Genomic DNA, 15,283 nt, shown 5'->3' with positions numbered 1-15,283 from the left:
GCGGTAACAATTGGGCGTTCTTAGCAGCTCATTACCTAGTTAATGACATCATGCCAAGAACTTGCTGGATTTTGTTTGGGATAAATGGCCTGTACCCCTTGAAGATTGGCTCCACCCGAAGCGTTCAAAACCCAGCTGCTGCCATTATAATGCCACCGGACGCCGCCGTTTCCAACAGCCCATACATCACTGGGACTAAGCGCTACAACGCCTGTAAGATCTGGGGCACCGGATAAAGTAAAGGTATTGGTAATGCTCATATTAGCATTCATGAAATGAACCAGACCGCCATTGCCAACTGCAACGATGAAATCAGCCAAGCCATCGCCATCAACGTCCACACCAGAGATAGAATTCATTTGTTGGGTGGTGGTAATGACTGTCCATGTCCCACCGCGTAGACGTAATATTTTTCCTCCCTCACCATTTAAGGAGGAGAGTCCAACAAAATAGGCATCTAAGGGGGCATTATTGCCATTTTCAATAATATCCACCCCATAAAGTTGACCAATAGCGCTAGAGGGAAGAGCAGGGGAGGCTAGTAAACTCCAGGTGGTTCCATTATAAACTAAAATAACTGCACGATTTGCGCCACTTCCTGTTTGACCAGGTTGTCCACCGACGGCAAATCCAATATCGGCCGCGCCATCGCCATTTGTGTCAACGGCTTTCACTCCGTAAAAATCGCGAGCATTATTAGCCACGCCGGTATCATTAATCGTTTTTCCTCCGCAATTTAACAAACACCAATTGGTATTGCTGTTCAGTGCGTTACGTGTCCAATAAAGTATTGTAATAGCGTTTTGTTTACCCTCCGTTCCTACAGCCCAGGCTTCATTTGGTGAAGTAGCATAAACAGAATAAAGCTCATTGCTCGGAGTAGGACCGCCACCACTGGAAGGGGCGCTAACAGCAAAATTACTCCAAGTATTGCCTTGTAGTCGTGACAGCCTAAAGTCATTTGATGTACCTTCAGCCACTGCCCACCCACTATGATAATTTAAGATAGAAAGATCATTAAAATTATAGGTCCCGGGGGATTGATTATCCCACTGCAATTCGGATGCACCATTCCAACGAAGAATTGTACCGCTTGCTCCGACCGCAAAGACCGCAGGTTGCTGTATCCCCTGACGGTATTGTCTAACGCCTTCAGGATGAGTTGCTGGGGAGTTCCCTGTCGATTGAATCGTACATTGATATTGGCTGACTAAAGTTCCACTCGCATGCCCTTGATTTAAACTCACATCTTGTGCTCGTGTTATGCCGTCAAGCGTCGTGCTAGTTGCGATGCGATCATATTGGAAGACTTCTCGCCCTATAAGAACGCGACCATAAGGCGCAAAAACCGAGGTATCCGATACCTCGATGGTTGCAGGCGTAGCACCTGAAGAAATAGGCGTGCTTAAGGTTGAGAATGCGTATCTAGGATTAAGTAAGTTTGCGGCGTCACTCGCTGGAACGACTGTAAAACGACCACCCGTCATCGATACGGTACTCGATAATCCGATGCAAGTTTGACGATTCGCAAGAATATCCTGGGTTAAATTGCTTCGGCCTTGTTCTAATCCACTTTCAGCGATAAAGACCGCTTTATTTTTAGCGCCAAGATGAATCGAAAATAAACTGGCTCGAACGGCCAAAGCCACAATCGCAGTACTTAGGATGCCTACTAATACAATCATTGCTACCGCAGCAATGGCTAGAAAACCACGTTGCCGATTCATAGTTTTTTTCTCATCAAAGTCCCTGCTATTAGAGCGAAGGGAATCGTTTCTTCTGCGATCGTCATGGCTAAAGTTACATAGCGCACATTTGCGGCAGAGGCCGTTGAGCCTAAAGAAGCATCAAAATAACTGAATGTTAATCCAGTAATACCAGAGCATAGGGTGTAGGCATTGCCACCATTGACGCTGCGAGTTAAATTGCTGCCGCTTAAGGTAATAAAAATAGATTGGCCTTGTTGATTCACAAAGCTAATGCTATTGGAAGCTATTGCGCTAATGCGTTCAGCGCTTTTAATTTCTCGCATCAAATTATCGGCGGCAATGTTGGCTTTACCCGCGACTTTCAAAATGGGTTTTGCAGCGAAATAACTTCTAAAAGCCTCGGTTAAAAAAAGACCTGCCGTAGCGAAAACAATGCCTAATAGAACAATAGCAATTACCATTTCAATTAAGGTATAGCCTTTTGCTTTCATTGCACAAACCTCATGGTTACCGTGGCATTTCCAGCCCCAGATACGGTTACCGTGGCCGTTCTTACCCCGCCTGTAGCAGGAGGAATTGAGCTTGCAACAATTAAATTATTGTTAGTGGCAAACGTTGCCAGTGGGGCGCATGCACCCGGAGCAGGATCCGTCGCACAAGGATCCGAAATATTATTAAACCCATTGACCAATCGTTGCTGCAAAATAATATTCATCCGAGCTTTTGCAAGCTGACTAGCTGCCAGGGTTTTCCCAGGATTTTCACCGGTCACTAAGGCTGCATTAAACGCGATTAACAAACCAGAGCCTACTATCGACAAAACCACGATATACAAGATAATTTCAATTAAGGTAAACCCTGAATTCACTTTCATTGCACAAGCCCCGTTTGTGGAATGACCGATACGCTTTTAGTTTGGCCGGCTACGGATACCGTGAAGGTTAACGTACTGCCTAATGGTGAGCCTCCACCATCATAAGGTCGTCCAATAGAGTCGAACATCAAGGTGGTCGTGGGGGTTATGGTCAGCCCCGCAGGATAAGGAGTGCTATTTTGCCCGGTCTGGAGATTAGGGACTGGGGTTCCGTTTTGATCTTGAATTTGGTAATCGCTTGCCCCAACAACAATTCTATATCGCTGATTTTCACTAATAGACAAGACCTTGGTGTAATTTAAATCTTGATAAAAGGTATTGGCAAACCCTTCTGCAGTGATGGTTTCAATTACGGTCGTAGGGGTCCAGGTTAGCAAAGCCATCGCAATAACTCCGACGACAATCATAACCATAGACAATTCTATTAAGTTAAAACCCTGCTTATGCTTCATCATGTCCCTTGAAACACCCGCGATATAATAGTTAATTATATACCCCTTATTAAGAGGGTATTACAGCGATAACTTATTGTAAAATTACCGTAACTTCTGCGGTCACAGTACGTTGACCGTATCGCCCCACATTATTGCCGCAACTGCTCCTTTAAAGCCAACAACTCATCGCGCACAACAGCCGCTTCCTCAAACTCCATATTTTCAGCGTGCGCATACATTTGTTTTTCTAAAACTTTGATTCGCTTCGCTAATTGCTCAGGCTCAAGACGCTCATAGGTAGAGGTCTGTTCTTTGATGGCGTATTTTCGTCCTTTTCCAGGAGTGGCTTCCATAATATCGGTGACGGCTTTTTTAATGGTTTGGGGAGTAATCCCATGCGCTTCGTTATAAGCCATCTGTTTATCGCGACGACGTTTGGTTTCTTCAATCGCACGCTCCATAGAGCCTGTGATTTTTTCGGCATATAAAATCGCACGACCCTTAATATTACGAGCGGCACGACCAATGGTTTGAATCAGCGAACGATCGGAGCGTAAAAAACCCTCTTTATCGGCATCTAAAATAGCCACTAACGAGACCTCTGGCATATCCAGCCCTTCACGCAATAAGTTAATACCCACTAGAACATCAAACTCACCCAGTCGTAAATCTCGTATGATTTCAACTCGTTCCACCGTATCAATATCGGCATGAAGATAACGCACTTTGATGCCATGTTCATGCAAATACTCCGTTAAATCTTCGGCCATACGTTTGGTTAATGTCGTCACCAACACACGCTCACCTGCAGCCGTGACTTGATGAATTTCGGATAATAAATCATCCACTTGGTTTTTCACCGGTCGAACCATCACTTCCGGGTCAATTAATCCGGTTGGCCTTATCACCTGCTCAGCAAGGTTATCGGCCTTTTCTCTCTCATAGGGGCCAGGGGTGGCGGAAACATAAATCGTCTGAGGTGAGCGTTCGGTGAATTCTTCAAAGCGCATAGGACGATTATCCAATGCCGAAGGTAATCGAAATCCATACTGCACTAACGTTTCTTTGCGAGCACGATCGCCGCGATACATGCCACCAATCTGAGGAACGGTCACATGCGATTCATCAATAACCAAAAGCGCATCTGCGGGCAAATAATCAAACAAAGTCGGAGGGGGTTCACCACTTTGACGGCCAGATAAATAACGCGAGTAATTTTCAATGCCTGAGCAGTATCCTAGCTCAAGCATCATTTCAATATCAAAATTCGTGCGTTGCTCCAGTCGTTGCGCTTCGAGCAATTTACCCTGTGCTCGATACTCAGCAAGACGCACTTGTAATTCTTCTTTCACCAAGTCGATGGTTTTTAAAATCCGCTCCCGTGGTGTCACGTAGTGTGTTTTAGGGAAAATGGTGATTCTTGGTAGCCGTTGCAACACCTCCCCAGTTAAGGGATCAAAGGTGGCAATATTTTCTACCTCATCATCAAACAGTTCGATACGCACCGCATCTTTTTCCGCATCCGCTGGAAAAATATCAATCACATCACCATGCACACGAAATTGCCCGCGCGAAAGAGTTTGCGGACTGCGTATGTATTGCATTTCGGCAAGTCGCCTTAAAATTTTACGCTGATCGCATTGTTCTTTACGAGACACATGTAATACCATACGCAAGTAGGAATCGGGGTCGCCTAATCCATAGATGGCAGAAACGGTGGCAACAATGATGGCGTCTTTGCGCTCAATCAACGCCTTAGTAGCCGATAGACGCATTTGTTCAATGTGTTCATTAATGGACGCATCTTTTTCGATAAAGGTATCCGATGCGGGAACATAGGCTTCCGGTTGGTAATAATCATAATAAGACACAAAATACTCGACTGCGTTATCGGGAAAGAATTGCTTAAACTCCCCATAGAGTTGTGCGGCCAATGTTTTGTTAGGCGCCATAACCAAGGTTGGCTTTTGTACGGCTTGAATCACATGAGCAATGGAATAGGTTTTACCAGAGCCTGTTACGCCCAGTAAGATTTGACGAGCCAAGCCCGATTCAATGCCTTCGACAAGAGAGGCAATCGCTGTGGGTTGATCGCCTGCAGGCTGATAGTTTGAATTGATTTTAAATATTTTTTTCATCATATGAACTTTATCATAGGAGCAAAATAGATGGATATTTTACTGGCTGACCGCCTACAGCAAGTTAAACCATCGCCAACGTTGGCTGTGGCTGCAAAAGCATCGCAAATGAAAGCAGAAGGCCGTGACGTTATTGGCCTTGGCACTGGCGAACCTGACTTCGACACACCAGAACATATTAAAAAAGCCGCCATTACAGCCATAAATAACGGATTTACTAAGTATACACCAGTTGACGGCATTCCTGACTTAAAAAAAGCCATTCAGAATAAATTTAAAGAAGATAATGGCCTGGATTATGAGCTTAATCAGATTTTGGTTTCTGTCGGAGGAAAGCAAAGCATTTATAATCTTTGCCAAGCCTATTTAAACCCGGGTGATGAAGTATTAATTCCCGCGCCTTATTGGGTGTCATATCCTGATATAGCGCTCTTGGCCGAAGCTACGCCCGTGATCATCTCAGCGCCATCCACCCAGCGTTATAAAATCACGCCTCAGCAATTAGAAGCAGCCATTACCCCGAAAACACGACTGTTGTTTATCAACAGTCCCTCCAATCCATCAGGCATTGCTTATACCTATGAGGAGCTGAAAGCCTTGGGAGAGGTGCTTAAAAAACACCCAAATATTTTAATCGCCACCGATGATATGTATGAACATATCCTCTGGTCACAACCGTTTGTTAACATTTTAGATGCCTGTCCAGAGCTCTATGATCAAACCATCGTCTTAAATGGCGTATCCAAAGCGTATTCCATGACTGGCTGGCGCATTGGCTATGCCGCAGGTCCAAAAAAATTAATTTCCGCCATGAAAACCATACAATCCCAATCCACTTCCAACCCCTGCTCAATTGCTCAAAAAGCCGCAGTAGCCGCTTTAACTGGGAGCAATGCCACCGTGAAAGAAATGGTTAAAGCCTTTCACGAGCGCCATAATTACGTGGTCAAACGCTTAAACGACATTCCAGGAGTCGAAGTCATTCCAGCCGATGGAACGTTTTATATCTTCCCCAACGTCCAAGGCATTATCGACCGTCGCGGATTTGCTAACGATCTAGAATTTGCCGATCGTTTACTACAAGACGTAGGCGTCGCTCTAGTGCCAGGCTCTGCCTTTGGCAGCGAAGGATGCATCCGAATCTCATTCGCCACCAGCATGGACATTTTGCGAGACGCGATGGACAGATTACAAAAATTTGCAGAAAATTAAAGAAATTCCCCCAAACACCCTTGACCTATAAGCGGAATCGATTTAAGATTCCGCCTCATTCCCCGGTAGCTCAGTCGGTAGAGCGGATGACTGTTAATCATTAGGTCGGCGGTTCGAGCCCGTCCCGGGGAGCCAATCCCAGCAAGGGTTTTGGCGTCCTAGCTTGACAAGCCAAGTTCACCATGGGGCACTGGTGGGGCAATTAGAAATAACAAACCGCAATAAATCACAACACATATCCCTTTTTCTTCGTTATAATCATCTTTTCAAATTTATTAGTGACTGACGTGTCAAATTATCAAATTCTTCCAATTACAGAAGAGCACATTGAAGGCTTTAGAGCAGCGGTAGATAGTGTTGCTAGAGAATATTGAGGGTAACTGGCCTCATTTCGTAGCTCTTGTAGAAGAAAAGGTAGTGGGTTGGTGTGATATTACATCACTTCATCGACATGCCTTTGCTCATGCAGGTAGCTTAGGAATTGGTGTATTAGCACCTTACCGAGGGCAAGGTATGGGAGTTGCATTGATACGTGCAGCTCTTGATAAAGCCAAAGCGAGAGGGTTAACTCGAGTTGAACTAACTGTACGAGAAAACAATAAACGAGCAATTGCTTTGTATGAGAAAGAAGGTTTTTTGATAGAAGGCCTTCATCGAAATGCTGTGCGTATTGACACTAAATACGAGAATCAAATTAGCATGGCTTTACTCTACGAATAATGAGACACCATCATGAGTGTATTTTTAAAAACAAAAAATTTAATCATTAAGACTCCTCAAGTAGAGGATTTTGATAATTTATACGCTTTGCAAGCTGATGCTGATGTCATGAAGTATATTGGTCAGGGAGTGCGTACGCAAACTGAAGTCATGAGCGGCCTAGAGAAAGCGATGGCTCATGAAGAGAAACATGGGTTTAGTCTTGGGTGTGTATTTGAAAAAGAAAGTGGTCTCTTTGTTGGACGTGCTGGATTAATTTACCTTGCCTATGACGATACTCAGCCTGATATTGAAGTGGGCTATGCGCTCATTAAAACTGCCTGGGGTAAAGGCTATGGCGTTGAGCTTGCAAAAGCCATTATTAATTGGGGATTTCAGCACTTAACTATTAGCAAACTGGTTGCCGTCATCAATCCTAATAATGAACATTCACGCCGCGTATTAGAAAAAGTAAATATGAACTATGTAGGACGCGCGCATTACTGGGATAACGAAGTAGCCTTATACGATACCCAGAAACCTCAAGTGGATTACAATAAAATCAAGTTTATCCCTGCTACCTTGTCAGACCATCCTACTATACAAAACATGGCTAGATTTTATGTTTATGACATGAGTGAATATCTTGGTAATGAAGAAGGTTGGGAAATTCCTGAAGATGGCTTGTATGAGTGCATTGATTTTAAAAAATATTGGGAAGATGAAAACTCTTTTCCATTTATAGTCCGTTATGAAAATGAACTGATTGGTTTTGCTATAGTTGATAAAAAAGGAAGCGAACCCAGCGTTGATTTTAATATGGCGCAATTTTTTGTTGCACGAAAATTTAAACACAAAGGCATTGGTCGATATATTGCAGAGCAATGTTTTAAAAAATTCCCTGGTGTTTGGGAAGTCATGGTTATACCTGGAAACGAAGGTGCTTACCGTTTTTGGCGTTCAACCATTAAAAATTTTAGTAGTAATCAATTTAATGAATATACTCGTGAAATTGCCCATTTTAATAACAGTAAGAAAAATATTTTTAGATTTAATAGCTCACTTTAATTTCTGCTTTGCAAAAGGTTTACTCGAATGAAAGCACTACAGCAAAATATAGCCAATCTTTATGGTTCAAAGGGCACAGATTGGATTGCTAATTTGCCTGCTATTGTTACAGCGCTTGCAAATCACTGGGGCTTAAGTGAGGTTATTCCTGTTTCTAACATGACCTTTAATTATGTTGCCAAAGCAATTTTAAGCAATGGAGAGCCTGTTGTCCTAAAAATTAGCCATGATAAACAAAGTAATATCAATGAAAAACAAGCTTTAACAAACCTTGGTTCTCAAGGAGCTATTAAGCTAATTGATTATAACAGCACGTACAATGCGTTATTATTACAACAAGCTATTCCAGGGATAACGCTTAAATCATTATATCAAGATAACCCAGATTATGTGATGGACTGTTATGTCGAGACAATGCGAAAACTTCACCATCAGCAACTGCCTAAAGAATCAAATCCTCCCCAAATTACTGATTGGCTAAATGTGCTTGACGAGCCTTCATTAAAACAAATACCAACAGCCCTATTAAATAAAGCAATCGAGCTAAGAAATAAAATGCTTTCTTCACCAAAGCCACTTATTTTTCTACATGGTGATTTACATCATGACAATATTTTAAAACATGGTAATGAATGGTTAGCTATTGATCCTAAAGGTGTTGTTGGTGAAGCGGAATTTGAAATTGCAGCCTTTGATTTTATGTACATTAGCAAGCTTACAGCTATAGTCGATGTAAAAAATGTATTTGAGAAACGTGTTGAGCTGCTTGCACAAAAATCGGGGCTTGATGCACAACGAATTAAAGATTGGGTGTTTGTGCGATTAATTTTGATGGCCGTTTGGTTTATTGAAGATAATAGTGACCCAAGCTGGGCTATAAAATTGGCTGAGCTTATTGATTGAACAATCATGCGAAAATTATTATGAATATTACTCTCCGCGAACTAAAGTTTGAAGATAAAGAAGCGTTTTTGAAAGCGATGGGGGATAGTCATTCTCTGCACCACCCTTGGGTTACACCCCCTCTGACTTCTCAAGAATTTGATGAGTATTGGCAACGATTCCAGCAATCCAATCAAAAAAGTTATTTAGCCTGTGATGAGTCAGGCACTATTGTTGGTGTCTTCAATGTCAGTGAAATAGTTCGAGGCGCATTTCAAAATGCTTTCTTAGGCTTTTATGGAATCAAAGATTACAGTGGCAAAGGGTACATGAGTGCTGCTCTTAAGTTAGTACTGAAAAAAGTATTTGAAGAGTTAGGATTGCACCGATTAGAGGCCAATATACAGCCAGAAAATACTCGCTCAGTTCAATTAGTAAAAAAGAGTGGTTTTCGATATGAAGGGTTTTCTCCTCGTTATTTAAAAATAAATGATGAATGGCGTGGGCATGAGCATTGGGCAATTACTTCAGAAGACTATATAAGTGACAGCCCTGATGTATTAAAAAAAGACCATGTTAATCTTGTGTCGTATAATCCAGAATGGCCTAATCTGGCACAGATGGAAATAGATAAGTTAAAATCAGTTTTCCCCGCCAAGACAATTATTGATATCCAGCATGTGGGTAGTACGGCCATTCCAGGTTTATCATCTAAACCCATACTCGACATTCAAATTGCAGTTCAGTCATTAGAAGATATGAAACTTATGGCAGTACCAATCCTACAGAAGCTTGGTTATGAATATTGGGATAATAACCCTGATCCCAAACGAATGTTTTTTGTTAAAGGCATGCCCCCATATGGTGAACAACGAACACACCATGTCCACATATTTGAACATAATTCAGAACACTGGCGTAATAAACTGATTTTCAGGGACTATTTGCGCTCACATGCAGACGTAGCAAAAGAGTATGAGCAATTAAAAGCTAAGTTGGCTCAAGAGCATTTATATGACCGTGAAAAATACACGGATGAAAAATTAAGTTTTGTTAACAAAGTATTACAATTAGCTAAAAAACATGATGGTTAAAGTAAAATTTAGAGGTTTACATTTTGTCTAAAACCCAGAGACTTTTTGATCTCATCCAAATACTGAGGCGTCATCGTTATCCTGTCAGTGGGAAACAATTAGCCGAAGAGTTAGGTGTGAGTCTTCGTACCGTGTATCGGGATGTAGTCACTTTGCAGGGGCAAGGTGCAACAATAGAAGGAGAACCAGGCCTTGGCTATGTATTGCGTCCTGGCTTTATGCTCCCTCCCCTAATGTTTTCTGAAGAAGAGATTGAAGCATTGGTCTTAGGTTCCCGCTGGGTAGCGCGTAGAACTGATAAAAAATTAAGGCTTGCCGCAACGAACGTGTTAGCTAAAATATCCGCTGTTCTTCCAGATGATCTTCGCCAACAACTTGAGTTTTCAGGTTTACTTATTGGTCCCGTAAAAACTCCAATAGAAAATGATGACGAAACAGAAGCCTTAATACGTCTTGCTATTCGTAAAGAATATAAGCTTCAAATGACTTATATTGATGTCAAAGAAGATGAGTCTCAAAGCATTATTTGGCCACTAGCACTTGGTTTTTTTGAAGAGGTTCATGTTGTTGTCGCCTGGTGTGAGCTGAGGGAAAATTTCCGTCATTTTCGCACAGATAGAATCGCCAAATTAACACAGCTAGAAACACGTTACCCTGAGCGTCGCCAGACTCTGCTAAAAAAATGGCGTAAAATTAACCATATTCCCGAGCAATAATTCTCTTCGCTACTGACAGAAACTGTCACTCTATGCCAGTAAACTACATCGAAGCTTTCAATTACTATTTAAAAGGGGAAATATTATGCTCGAACCAAGTGCCGTTGTACTTTATGTTGATAACATTGTAGTAAGTAGCGCATTTTATCAGGATTTACTTGGAATAAAACCAGAGGAAGATTCCCCTACATTTCATTCTTTCAAATTATCAAATGGGATGGGTTTAGGTTTGAAAGCTAAACATTCGGTTGAACCGCCCGCTCAGGAACACGGTGGTGGTGAATTGGCGTTCACACTTGATAATAACAGAGAGGTTGATGCGCTATTTGTCGAATGGCAAAAAAAGGAAATGAGCATTTCTCAGCCACCAACTGCCGTACCTTATGGTTATACTTTTGTAGCGCTTGATCCAGATGGTAATCGACTGCGGGTTGTCTCTCTCAGAAAATCATAATGTCAAATTGGATCGCTGTTGCTTCAGCAAAGCACGTCCAAAAAGGTAGATTGTCAGGCTTCATGCAAGTTTGCCATGGCAAATGTACCCCATTACGACGTATGAAGCCTAATGATTGGGTTGTCTATTATTCACCAACCGTAACGTTTGGAGGCAAAGACAAATTACAATCATTTACCGCGATAGGACAAATTAAAGAAAGAGAACCTTATCAAGTTGATATGGGCAATGGCTTTTGTCCATTCCGGCGAGATGTGCTGTGGCTTAACGCTCAAGAAGCATTAATTACCCCACTTCTTGATCAACTAGACTTCACAAAAAATAAAAAAAACTGGGGATATCAATTTCGTTTTGGACTTATAGCAATCACCGACCATGACATGCAACTGATTATTAAAGCCATGCAAATCCCCACTAGTAATTAATAAATAGGAGACAATCTAAATGCCAGTTATACATCCAACAATGAAACACATTGATAGTTTTACAGTAACAGGCCTCACTGTAAGAACTAAAAATAGCGATGAGTTTAACCAAGAAATAGCAAAATTACCTAACCTGTGGGAGCAATTCTATGTCAATAACCCCACCCCTAATACAACGATTTTTGGTGTTTATTCAGATTATGAATCTGATGCAAATGGCTTTTATAATGTTACCGTAGGCGCCACTAATGATAATCAAAGTGCGGAATTAAATACGGTTAAAATCAATTCAGGTAATTACCTTGTATTTCAGACCAAAGGTCCGATGCCTCAAGCAGTCATTGAGACATGGGAACGAATCTGGGATTATTTTACAGAAGAAAGCGCTCATCAACGTTGCTTTATGACTGATTTTGAAGCGTATAGTAATGGTGATGAGGTGGCCATTTATATAGGCGTTAAATAATTCTTTACCTCTATACGCATTGAATAAATGCATAATCATTGAGGCCAATGCAGCATATGCCTGGTTTGGCTTCAAGACTTGTCAGTCTATCCACCAAGCCTAATTGATATGTTCAAATTGAGCGAGTTTTTACGCCCATATTGAGTTTCCACAAAAACTAAAACAACAGAACACTTCACATAAAAGAATATTACTACCCATTGCCAACCTAATAACAATTAAAAGCCATATATTTGTACTATAATTACACAGTGCGTCTTGCCTTATTATTATTTCTACTTTTGGACAATTACTAATAAGCAGGAGTAATTCTGCTCCAAAGAAACCGGTTTAAAATCCGAAGAAGTAATGAGGTGTTTATGCCAAATAGCATAAAGACCGTTTTTGTAAGACAGCACTGGAGAAACTTATCAAGTTTCCCTGTTTTTGTGCGCGCTTACTGGCGGTCACATCCACGCAGACATTAAGTCCGCATAAGGCGTTATCGCCACTTCCCCCCTTGGGGGCTTTAATTAGGAGTTTTGGATATGGAAATCACCGCGGCCTTTCTCTGGAATAGTACAGAAAAATCTATCAGTTATATAATAATTGATGAAGATTACGATTCACTAGTTCAACCCACCACAACCAAAGAGATTAAACAGGGGGATTTAAAAGCCTTTTGCTCTAATGCACAAAAAGTAATACAAACATTTTTTGACAGGATCAAAGATGTTTATAATGAACAGCCTGGTTGCACCATCAAAATAGAATATAAAATCGTTGGTCATGGAAGTCCAGCCCAGCCTTATCATACTCAATTACATAAGCCTAGCGACAATACTGAGTTTGTTAGAAAGAAATTTTTTGAGTTACTCCATGATATAAGTGAGAAAAATAAATCTATAGTTTTAGCTGATACACAGTACCGAACAAAATTAAAAAAACCTGAATTAGCTGAGTTTAAAAAGGGTTTAGATGGGCTACACCTAGTACCTAAAGTCAAAGGTAATGCTTACGTTTATCATTTATGGGCTTTGGCTCTTCATGCTACAAAATCAAACTATAAAAAACAATTGAAAAAATTAACTCAAATAGTTAAACCAGTGAAAGAGATCGAGAAAGACGAGAGGAAGCGGCGAAAAGCATCGGACTAGCATCTTCAATGGCCACCTCTAAATTGTGGAGTAAAAGGCAAGCGACAATTGAGTCTTTGTGTGCTTTTCGATAGTCGGAAATGTCTTCTATTTTTGTAAGCGTTTGTGACAGCTCTTGTCGTCTTTTTAGAATTAGTTCATGATTTCCAAACTTAATCGCCCCCTTTAGGTTCTTTGTGGCTCCACGCAGATAAAGCAGGGCCTCACCTAAAGAATATGGTTCATTTGAATTATTTTTTAACTTGCTGGACATAGGGCATTTTCATCAAAAAATTAGATCAATATTTGAACATTTTTATTTCAAAAAGGCAATACCTTTCTGATTAGTGTCCCATAAGTGCCCCATGAAATATTGACTTTCCCCATATGCCTTGTATTTATCAATACATACTGTAATTCACAATATGAATAATAATCATAAGTTGCATAAAAAATGGTTTTGTTGTAGTGTGCTGTTTTTTGTAATTTGTTAACAGTTGTTATGGCTAGTATTGAAAAAAGAACGTCCCAAGATGGTAAAACATCCTACCGAGTCAAAGTTAGACTTAAAGGATTTCCTACGCAAACCGCAACTTTTGAGCGCCTAACAGACGCAAGGAAGTGGGTACAACAAACTGAGTCTGCAATACGAGAAGGTCGCCACTACAAAACTTCTGAAGCAAAGCGCCACACATTGTCCGAAGCAATCGAGCGTTATATCAGTGATGTAATACCTACAAAGCCCAAAAGTACAAGGAATCAAGTGGGGCAGTTGAGGTGGTGGCAAAAAAATATTGGAGATTACACTCTAGCAGATATTACACCAGCCTTAATCGGCCAATACAGAGATAAATTAGCAAAAACGCCTTCTCAACGAAATGATTCATTAAGCCCGGCAACCATTAATCGCTATCTTGCAGTGCTAAGTCATTTATTCACTATAGCAATGAAAGAATGGGGGTGGGTTGAGGAAAACCCTTTAAGAAAGGTTACTAAGCCTAAAGAATCTAATGGTCGTGTCCGATTTTTAGATGATCATGAGCGAGCGCTATTTTTATCTGAGTGTAAAAAAAGTGAAAGCCCCTATTTATATATCGCGGCAGTACTGGCGTTATCCACTGGTGGCAGAAGAATGGAAATAATGGGTTTACGCTGGAAAGATGTTGATTTGAATAGAGGGGTGATAACCCTGCATGAAACAAAAAATGGTGAACGCAGGGTTCTGCCTTTAGCAGGCCATGCGCTTGAACTAATGAAGGAACACTCAAAACTAAGACATGTAAACTGTGATTTTGTTTTTCCAAGCCACAATCTTAAAAAACCTATCGATCTAAGGACTCCCTTTGAAACAGCTTTAAAAAGAGCAGGTATTACTGATTTTCGTTGGCACGATCTTCGACATAGTTGCGCTTCGTATCTGGCAATGAACGGCGCAAGCCTTGCTGAAATTGCTGAAATTTTAGGGCATAAAACACTGCAAATGGTTAAACGATATGCACATTTATCTGATGCCCATACAAGCAAAGTTGTTGCGAATATGAACAATAAAATTTTTGGTGAAAAGGTATGACCTTTGATTTCCCTTTAAAATTCTCATCATCGCGCTATGGTGATCTCATAAATAAGATATTTAGGCACATCCATCCTGTTGATTACAGCAAATGGCAAAATATACGCATGATGAGTCTACTGGAATTTGCTTGCCTCTCAGCAGGCTTTGAACCAGCTCATACTGGATCATTGGATAGTTTTATTAATGAATTAAATGAAGCACTACACAATCTTGATAGCAATGAACTAAGATCGAATGCGCTTAGGCTTGATGACGATATAGTCAATAAATTTGCTAAATTTAATCGCGCCTATGCTGGTCGAGATGGATTAGATGTGTATGATGCGTATTTCGGCTGATTCGAACGGTGATTACGGTTTTGATCCGAACGGCGATTTCACTGCATTCGAACGCTCGAGTCATAATCAAGAAAGATGATTATCTG

The 15,283-nt window shown here is 41.1% G+C and carries 17 protein-coding genes and 1 tRNA gene; 13 read left to right on the top strand and 5 right to left on the bottom strand.

Annotated elements, in window-relative coordinates; translation table 11 throughout:
• Positions 1-35: 35 nt before the first annotated feature.
• From E1O47_RS03330 to uvrB, 5 genes are all read right to left on the bottom strand, one after another.
• Positions 36-1,727 carry a hypothetical protein gene (locus tag E1O47_RS03330; RefSeq protein WP_133129851.1) on the bottom strand — a complete coding sequence of 564 codons (1,692 nt, stop codon included), beginning with the start codon at positions 1,725-1,727 and terminating at the stop codon, positions 36-38.
• Positions 1,724-2,200: a type II secretion system protein gene (locus tag E1O47_RS03325; protein ID WP_133129850.1), complete on the bottom strand. Its 477-nt coding sequence runs from the start codon at positions 2,198-2,200 to the stop codon at positions 1,724-1,726. Before E1O47_RS03325 ends, E1O47_RS03330 begins: the two co-directional genes overlap by 4 nt.
• Positions 2,197-2,583 carry a prepilin-type N-terminal cleavage/methylation domain-containing protein gene (locus E1O47_RS03320; protein ID WP_133129849.1) on the bottom strand — a complete coding sequence of 129 codons (387 nt, stop codon included), beginning with the start codon at positions 2,581-2,583 and terminating at the stop codon, positions 2,197-2,199. The genes E1O47_RS03325 and E1O47_RS03320 overlap by 4 nt, the downstream gene beginning before the upstream one ends.
• Positions 2,580-3,035 carry a GspH/FimT family pseudopilin gene (locus tag E1O47_RS03315; RefSeq protein ID WP_165475031.1) on the bottom strand — a complete coding sequence of 152 codons (456 nt, stop codon included), beginning with the start codon at positions 3,033-3,035 and terminating at the stop codon, positions 2,580-2,582. The genes E1O47_RS03320 and E1O47_RS03315 overlap by 4 nt, the downstream gene beginning before the upstream one ends.
• 131 nt (positions 3,036-3,166) lie before the next feature.
• Positions 3,167-5,158: an excinuclease ABC subunit UvrB gene (gene uvrB / locus E1O47_RS03310; protein ID WP_423202752.1), complete on the bottom strand. Its 1,992-nt coding sequence runs from the start codon at positions 5,156-5,158 to the stop codon at positions 3,167-3,169.
• A gap of 27 nt (positions 5,159-5,185) precedes the next feature.
• Between uvrB and E1O47_RS03305 the strand changes: the two genes are divergently transcribed.
• The 13 genes from E1O47_RS03305 (at position 5,186) to E1O47_RS03245 (ending at position 15,197) form a co-directional block, all read left to right on the top strand.
• Positions 5,186-6,367, top strand: a complete 1,182-nt coding sequence (locus E1O47_RS03305; RefSeq protein ID WP_133129847.1) for a pyridoxal phosphate-dependent aminotransferase — start codon at positions 5,186-5,188, stop codon at positions 6,365-6,367.
• Between the two features lie 59 nt (positions 6,368-6,426).
• Positions 6,427-6,502 (top strand) — tRNA-Asn (locus E1O47_RS03300).
• A gap of 219 nt (positions 6,503-6,721) precedes the next feature.
• On the top strand, positions 6,722-7,087 hold the full coding sequence (locus tag E1O47_RS03295) for a GNAT family N-acetyltransferase (RefSeq protein WP_242601985.1): 366 nt from the start codon (positions 6,722-6,724) through the stop codon (positions 7,085-7,087).
• 12 nt (positions 7,088-7,099) lie between these two features.
• Positions 7,100-8,134, top strand: coding sequence for a GNAT family N-acetyltransferase (locus tag E1O47_RS03290; protein ID WP_133129846.1), 1,035 nt, complete (start codon positions 7,100-7,102; stop codon positions 8,132-8,134).
• 27 nt (positions 8,135-8,161) lie between these two features.
• Positions 8,162-9,037, top strand: coding sequence for an aminoglycoside phosphotransferase family protein (locus tag E1O47_RS03285; protein WP_133129845.1), 876 nt, complete (start codon positions 8,162-8,164; stop codon positions 9,035-9,037).
• 20 nt (positions 9,038-9,057) lie between these two features.
• On the top strand, positions 9,058-10,110 hold the full coding sequence (locus E1O47_RS03280; protein ID WP_133129844.1) for a GNAT family N-acetyltransferase: 1,053 nt from the start codon (positions 9,058-9,060) through the stop codon (positions 10,108-10,110).
• Between the two features lie 23 nt (positions 10,111-10,133).
• Positions 10,134-10,826: a helix-turn-helix transcriptional regulator gene (locus E1O47_RS03275; protein WP_133129843.1), complete on the top strand. Its 693-nt coding sequence runs from the start codon at positions 10,134-10,136 to the stop codon at positions 10,824-10,826.
• A gap of 85 nt (positions 10,827-10,911) precedes the next feature.
• On the top strand, positions 10,912-11,280 hold the full coding sequence (locus tag E1O47_RS03270) for a VOC family protein (protein WP_133129842.1): 369 nt from the start codon (positions 10,912-10,914) through the stop codon (positions 11,278-11,280).
• The gene (locus E1O47_RS03265) at positions 11,280-11,705 is read left to right on the top strand and encodes an EVE domain-containing protein (RefSeq protein WP_133129841.1); all 426 of its coding nucleotides are present in this window, start codon (positions 11,280-11,282) and stop codon (positions 11,703-11,705) included. Before E1O47_RS03270 ends, E1O47_RS03265 begins: the two co-directional genes overlap by 1 nt.
• Positions 11,706-11,724: 19 nt before the next feature.
• Complete coding sequence (locus E1O47_RS03260; RefSeq protein WP_207384285.1) at positions 11,725-12,171, top strand: GyrI-like domain-containing protein; 447 nt, start codon at positions 11,725-11,727, stop codon at positions 12,169-12,171.
• 527 nt (positions 12,172-12,698) lie between these two features.
• Entirely contained in the window at positions 12,699-13,307 is a 609-nt protein-coding gene (locus E1O47_RS03255) for a hypothetical protein (RefSeq protein WP_133129840.1), read from the top strand.
• A 481-nt stretch (positions 13,308-13,788) separates the two neighbouring features.
• Positions 13,789-14,856, top strand: a complete 1,068-nt coding sequence (locus tag E1O47_RS03250; RefSeq protein ID WP_133129839.1) for a tyrosine-type recombinase/integrase — start codon at positions 13,789-13,791, stop codon at positions 14,854-14,856.
• Positions 14,853-15,197 carry a hypothetical protein gene (locus E1O47_RS03245; protein WP_133129838.1) on the top strand — a complete coding sequence of 115 codons (345 nt, stop codon included), beginning with the start codon at positions 14,853-14,855 and terminating at the stop codon, positions 15,195-15,197. Before E1O47_RS03250 ends, E1O47_RS03245 begins: the two co-directional genes overlap by 4 nt.
• The last annotated feature ends 86 nt before the right edge of the window (positions 15,198-15,283 follow it).

It is taken from the genome of Legionella yabuuchiae, from assembly GCF_900640115.1.
Classification (GTDB): Bacteria; Pseudomonadota; Gammaproteobacteria; order Legionellales; family Legionellaceae; genus Legionella_A; species Legionella_A yabuuchiae.
Note: the sequence above shows the minus strand (reverse complement) of the source record. Positions and strands in the feature narration are given on the sequence as shown.

Excerpts from the sequence above, each read along its gene's own strand:
- E1O47_RS03330 (WP_133129851.1), bottom strand. The coding sequence starts at position 1,727 with ATGAATCGGCAACGTGGTTTTCTAGCCATTGCTGCGGTAGCAATGATT.
- E1O47_RS03325 (WP_133129850.1), bottom strand. The coding sequence starts at position 2,200 with ATGAAAGCAAAAGGCTATACCTTAATTGAAATGGTAATTGCTATTGTT.
- E1O47_RS03320 (WP_133129849.1), bottom strand. The coding sequence starts at position 2,583 with ATGAAAGTGAATTCAGGGTTTACCTTAATTGAAATTATCTTGTATATC.
- E1O47_RS03315 (WP_165475031.1), bottom strand. The coding sequence starts at position 3,035 with ATGAAGCATAAGCAGGGTTTTAACTTAATAGAATTGTCTATGGTTATG.
- uvrB (WP_423202752.1), bottom strand. The coding sequence starts at position 5,158 with ATGATGAAAAAAATATTTAAAATCAATTCAAACTATCAGCCTGCAGGC.
- E1O47_RS03305 (WP_133129847.1), top strand. The coding sequence starts at position 5,186 with ATGGATATTTTACTGGCTGACCGCCTACAGCAAGTTAAACCATCGCCA.
- E1O47_RS03290 (WP_133129846.1), top strand. The coding sequence starts at position 7,100 with ATGAGTGTATTTTTAAAAACAAAAAATTTAATCATTAAGACTCCTCAA.
- E1O47_RS03285 (WP_133129845.1), top strand. The coding sequence starts at position 8,162 with ATGAAAGCACTACAGCAAAATATAGCCAATCTTTATGGTTCAAAGGGC.
- E1O47_RS03280 (WP_133129844.1), top strand. The coding sequence starts at position 9,058 with ATGAATATTACTCTCCGCGAACTAAAGTTTGAAGATAAAGAAGCGTTT.
- E1O47_RS03270 (WP_133129842.1), top strand. The coding sequence starts at position 10,912 with ATGCTCGAACCAAGTGCCGTTGTACTTTATGTTGATAACATTGTAGTA.
- E1O47_RS03265 (WP_133129841.1), top strand. The coding sequence starts at position 11,280 with ATGTCAAATTGGATCGCTGTTGCTTCAGCAAAGCACGTCCAAAAAGGT.
- E1O47_RS03260 (WP_207384285.1), top strand. The coding sequence starts at position 11,725 with ATGCCAGTTATACATCCAACAATGAAACACATTGATAGTTTTACAGTA.
- E1O47_RS03255 (WP_133129840.1), top strand. The coding sequence starts at position 12,699 with ATGGAAATCACCGCGGCCTTTCTCTGGAATAGTACAGAAAAATCTATC.
- E1O47_RS03250 (WP_133129839.1), top strand. The coding sequence starts at position 13,789 with ATGGCTAGTATTGAAAAAAGAACGTCCCAAGATGGTAAAACATCCTAC.
- E1O47_RS03245 (WP_133129838.1), top strand. The coding sequence starts at position 14,853 with ATGACCTTTGATTTCCCTTTAAAATTCTCATCATCGCGCTATGGTGAT.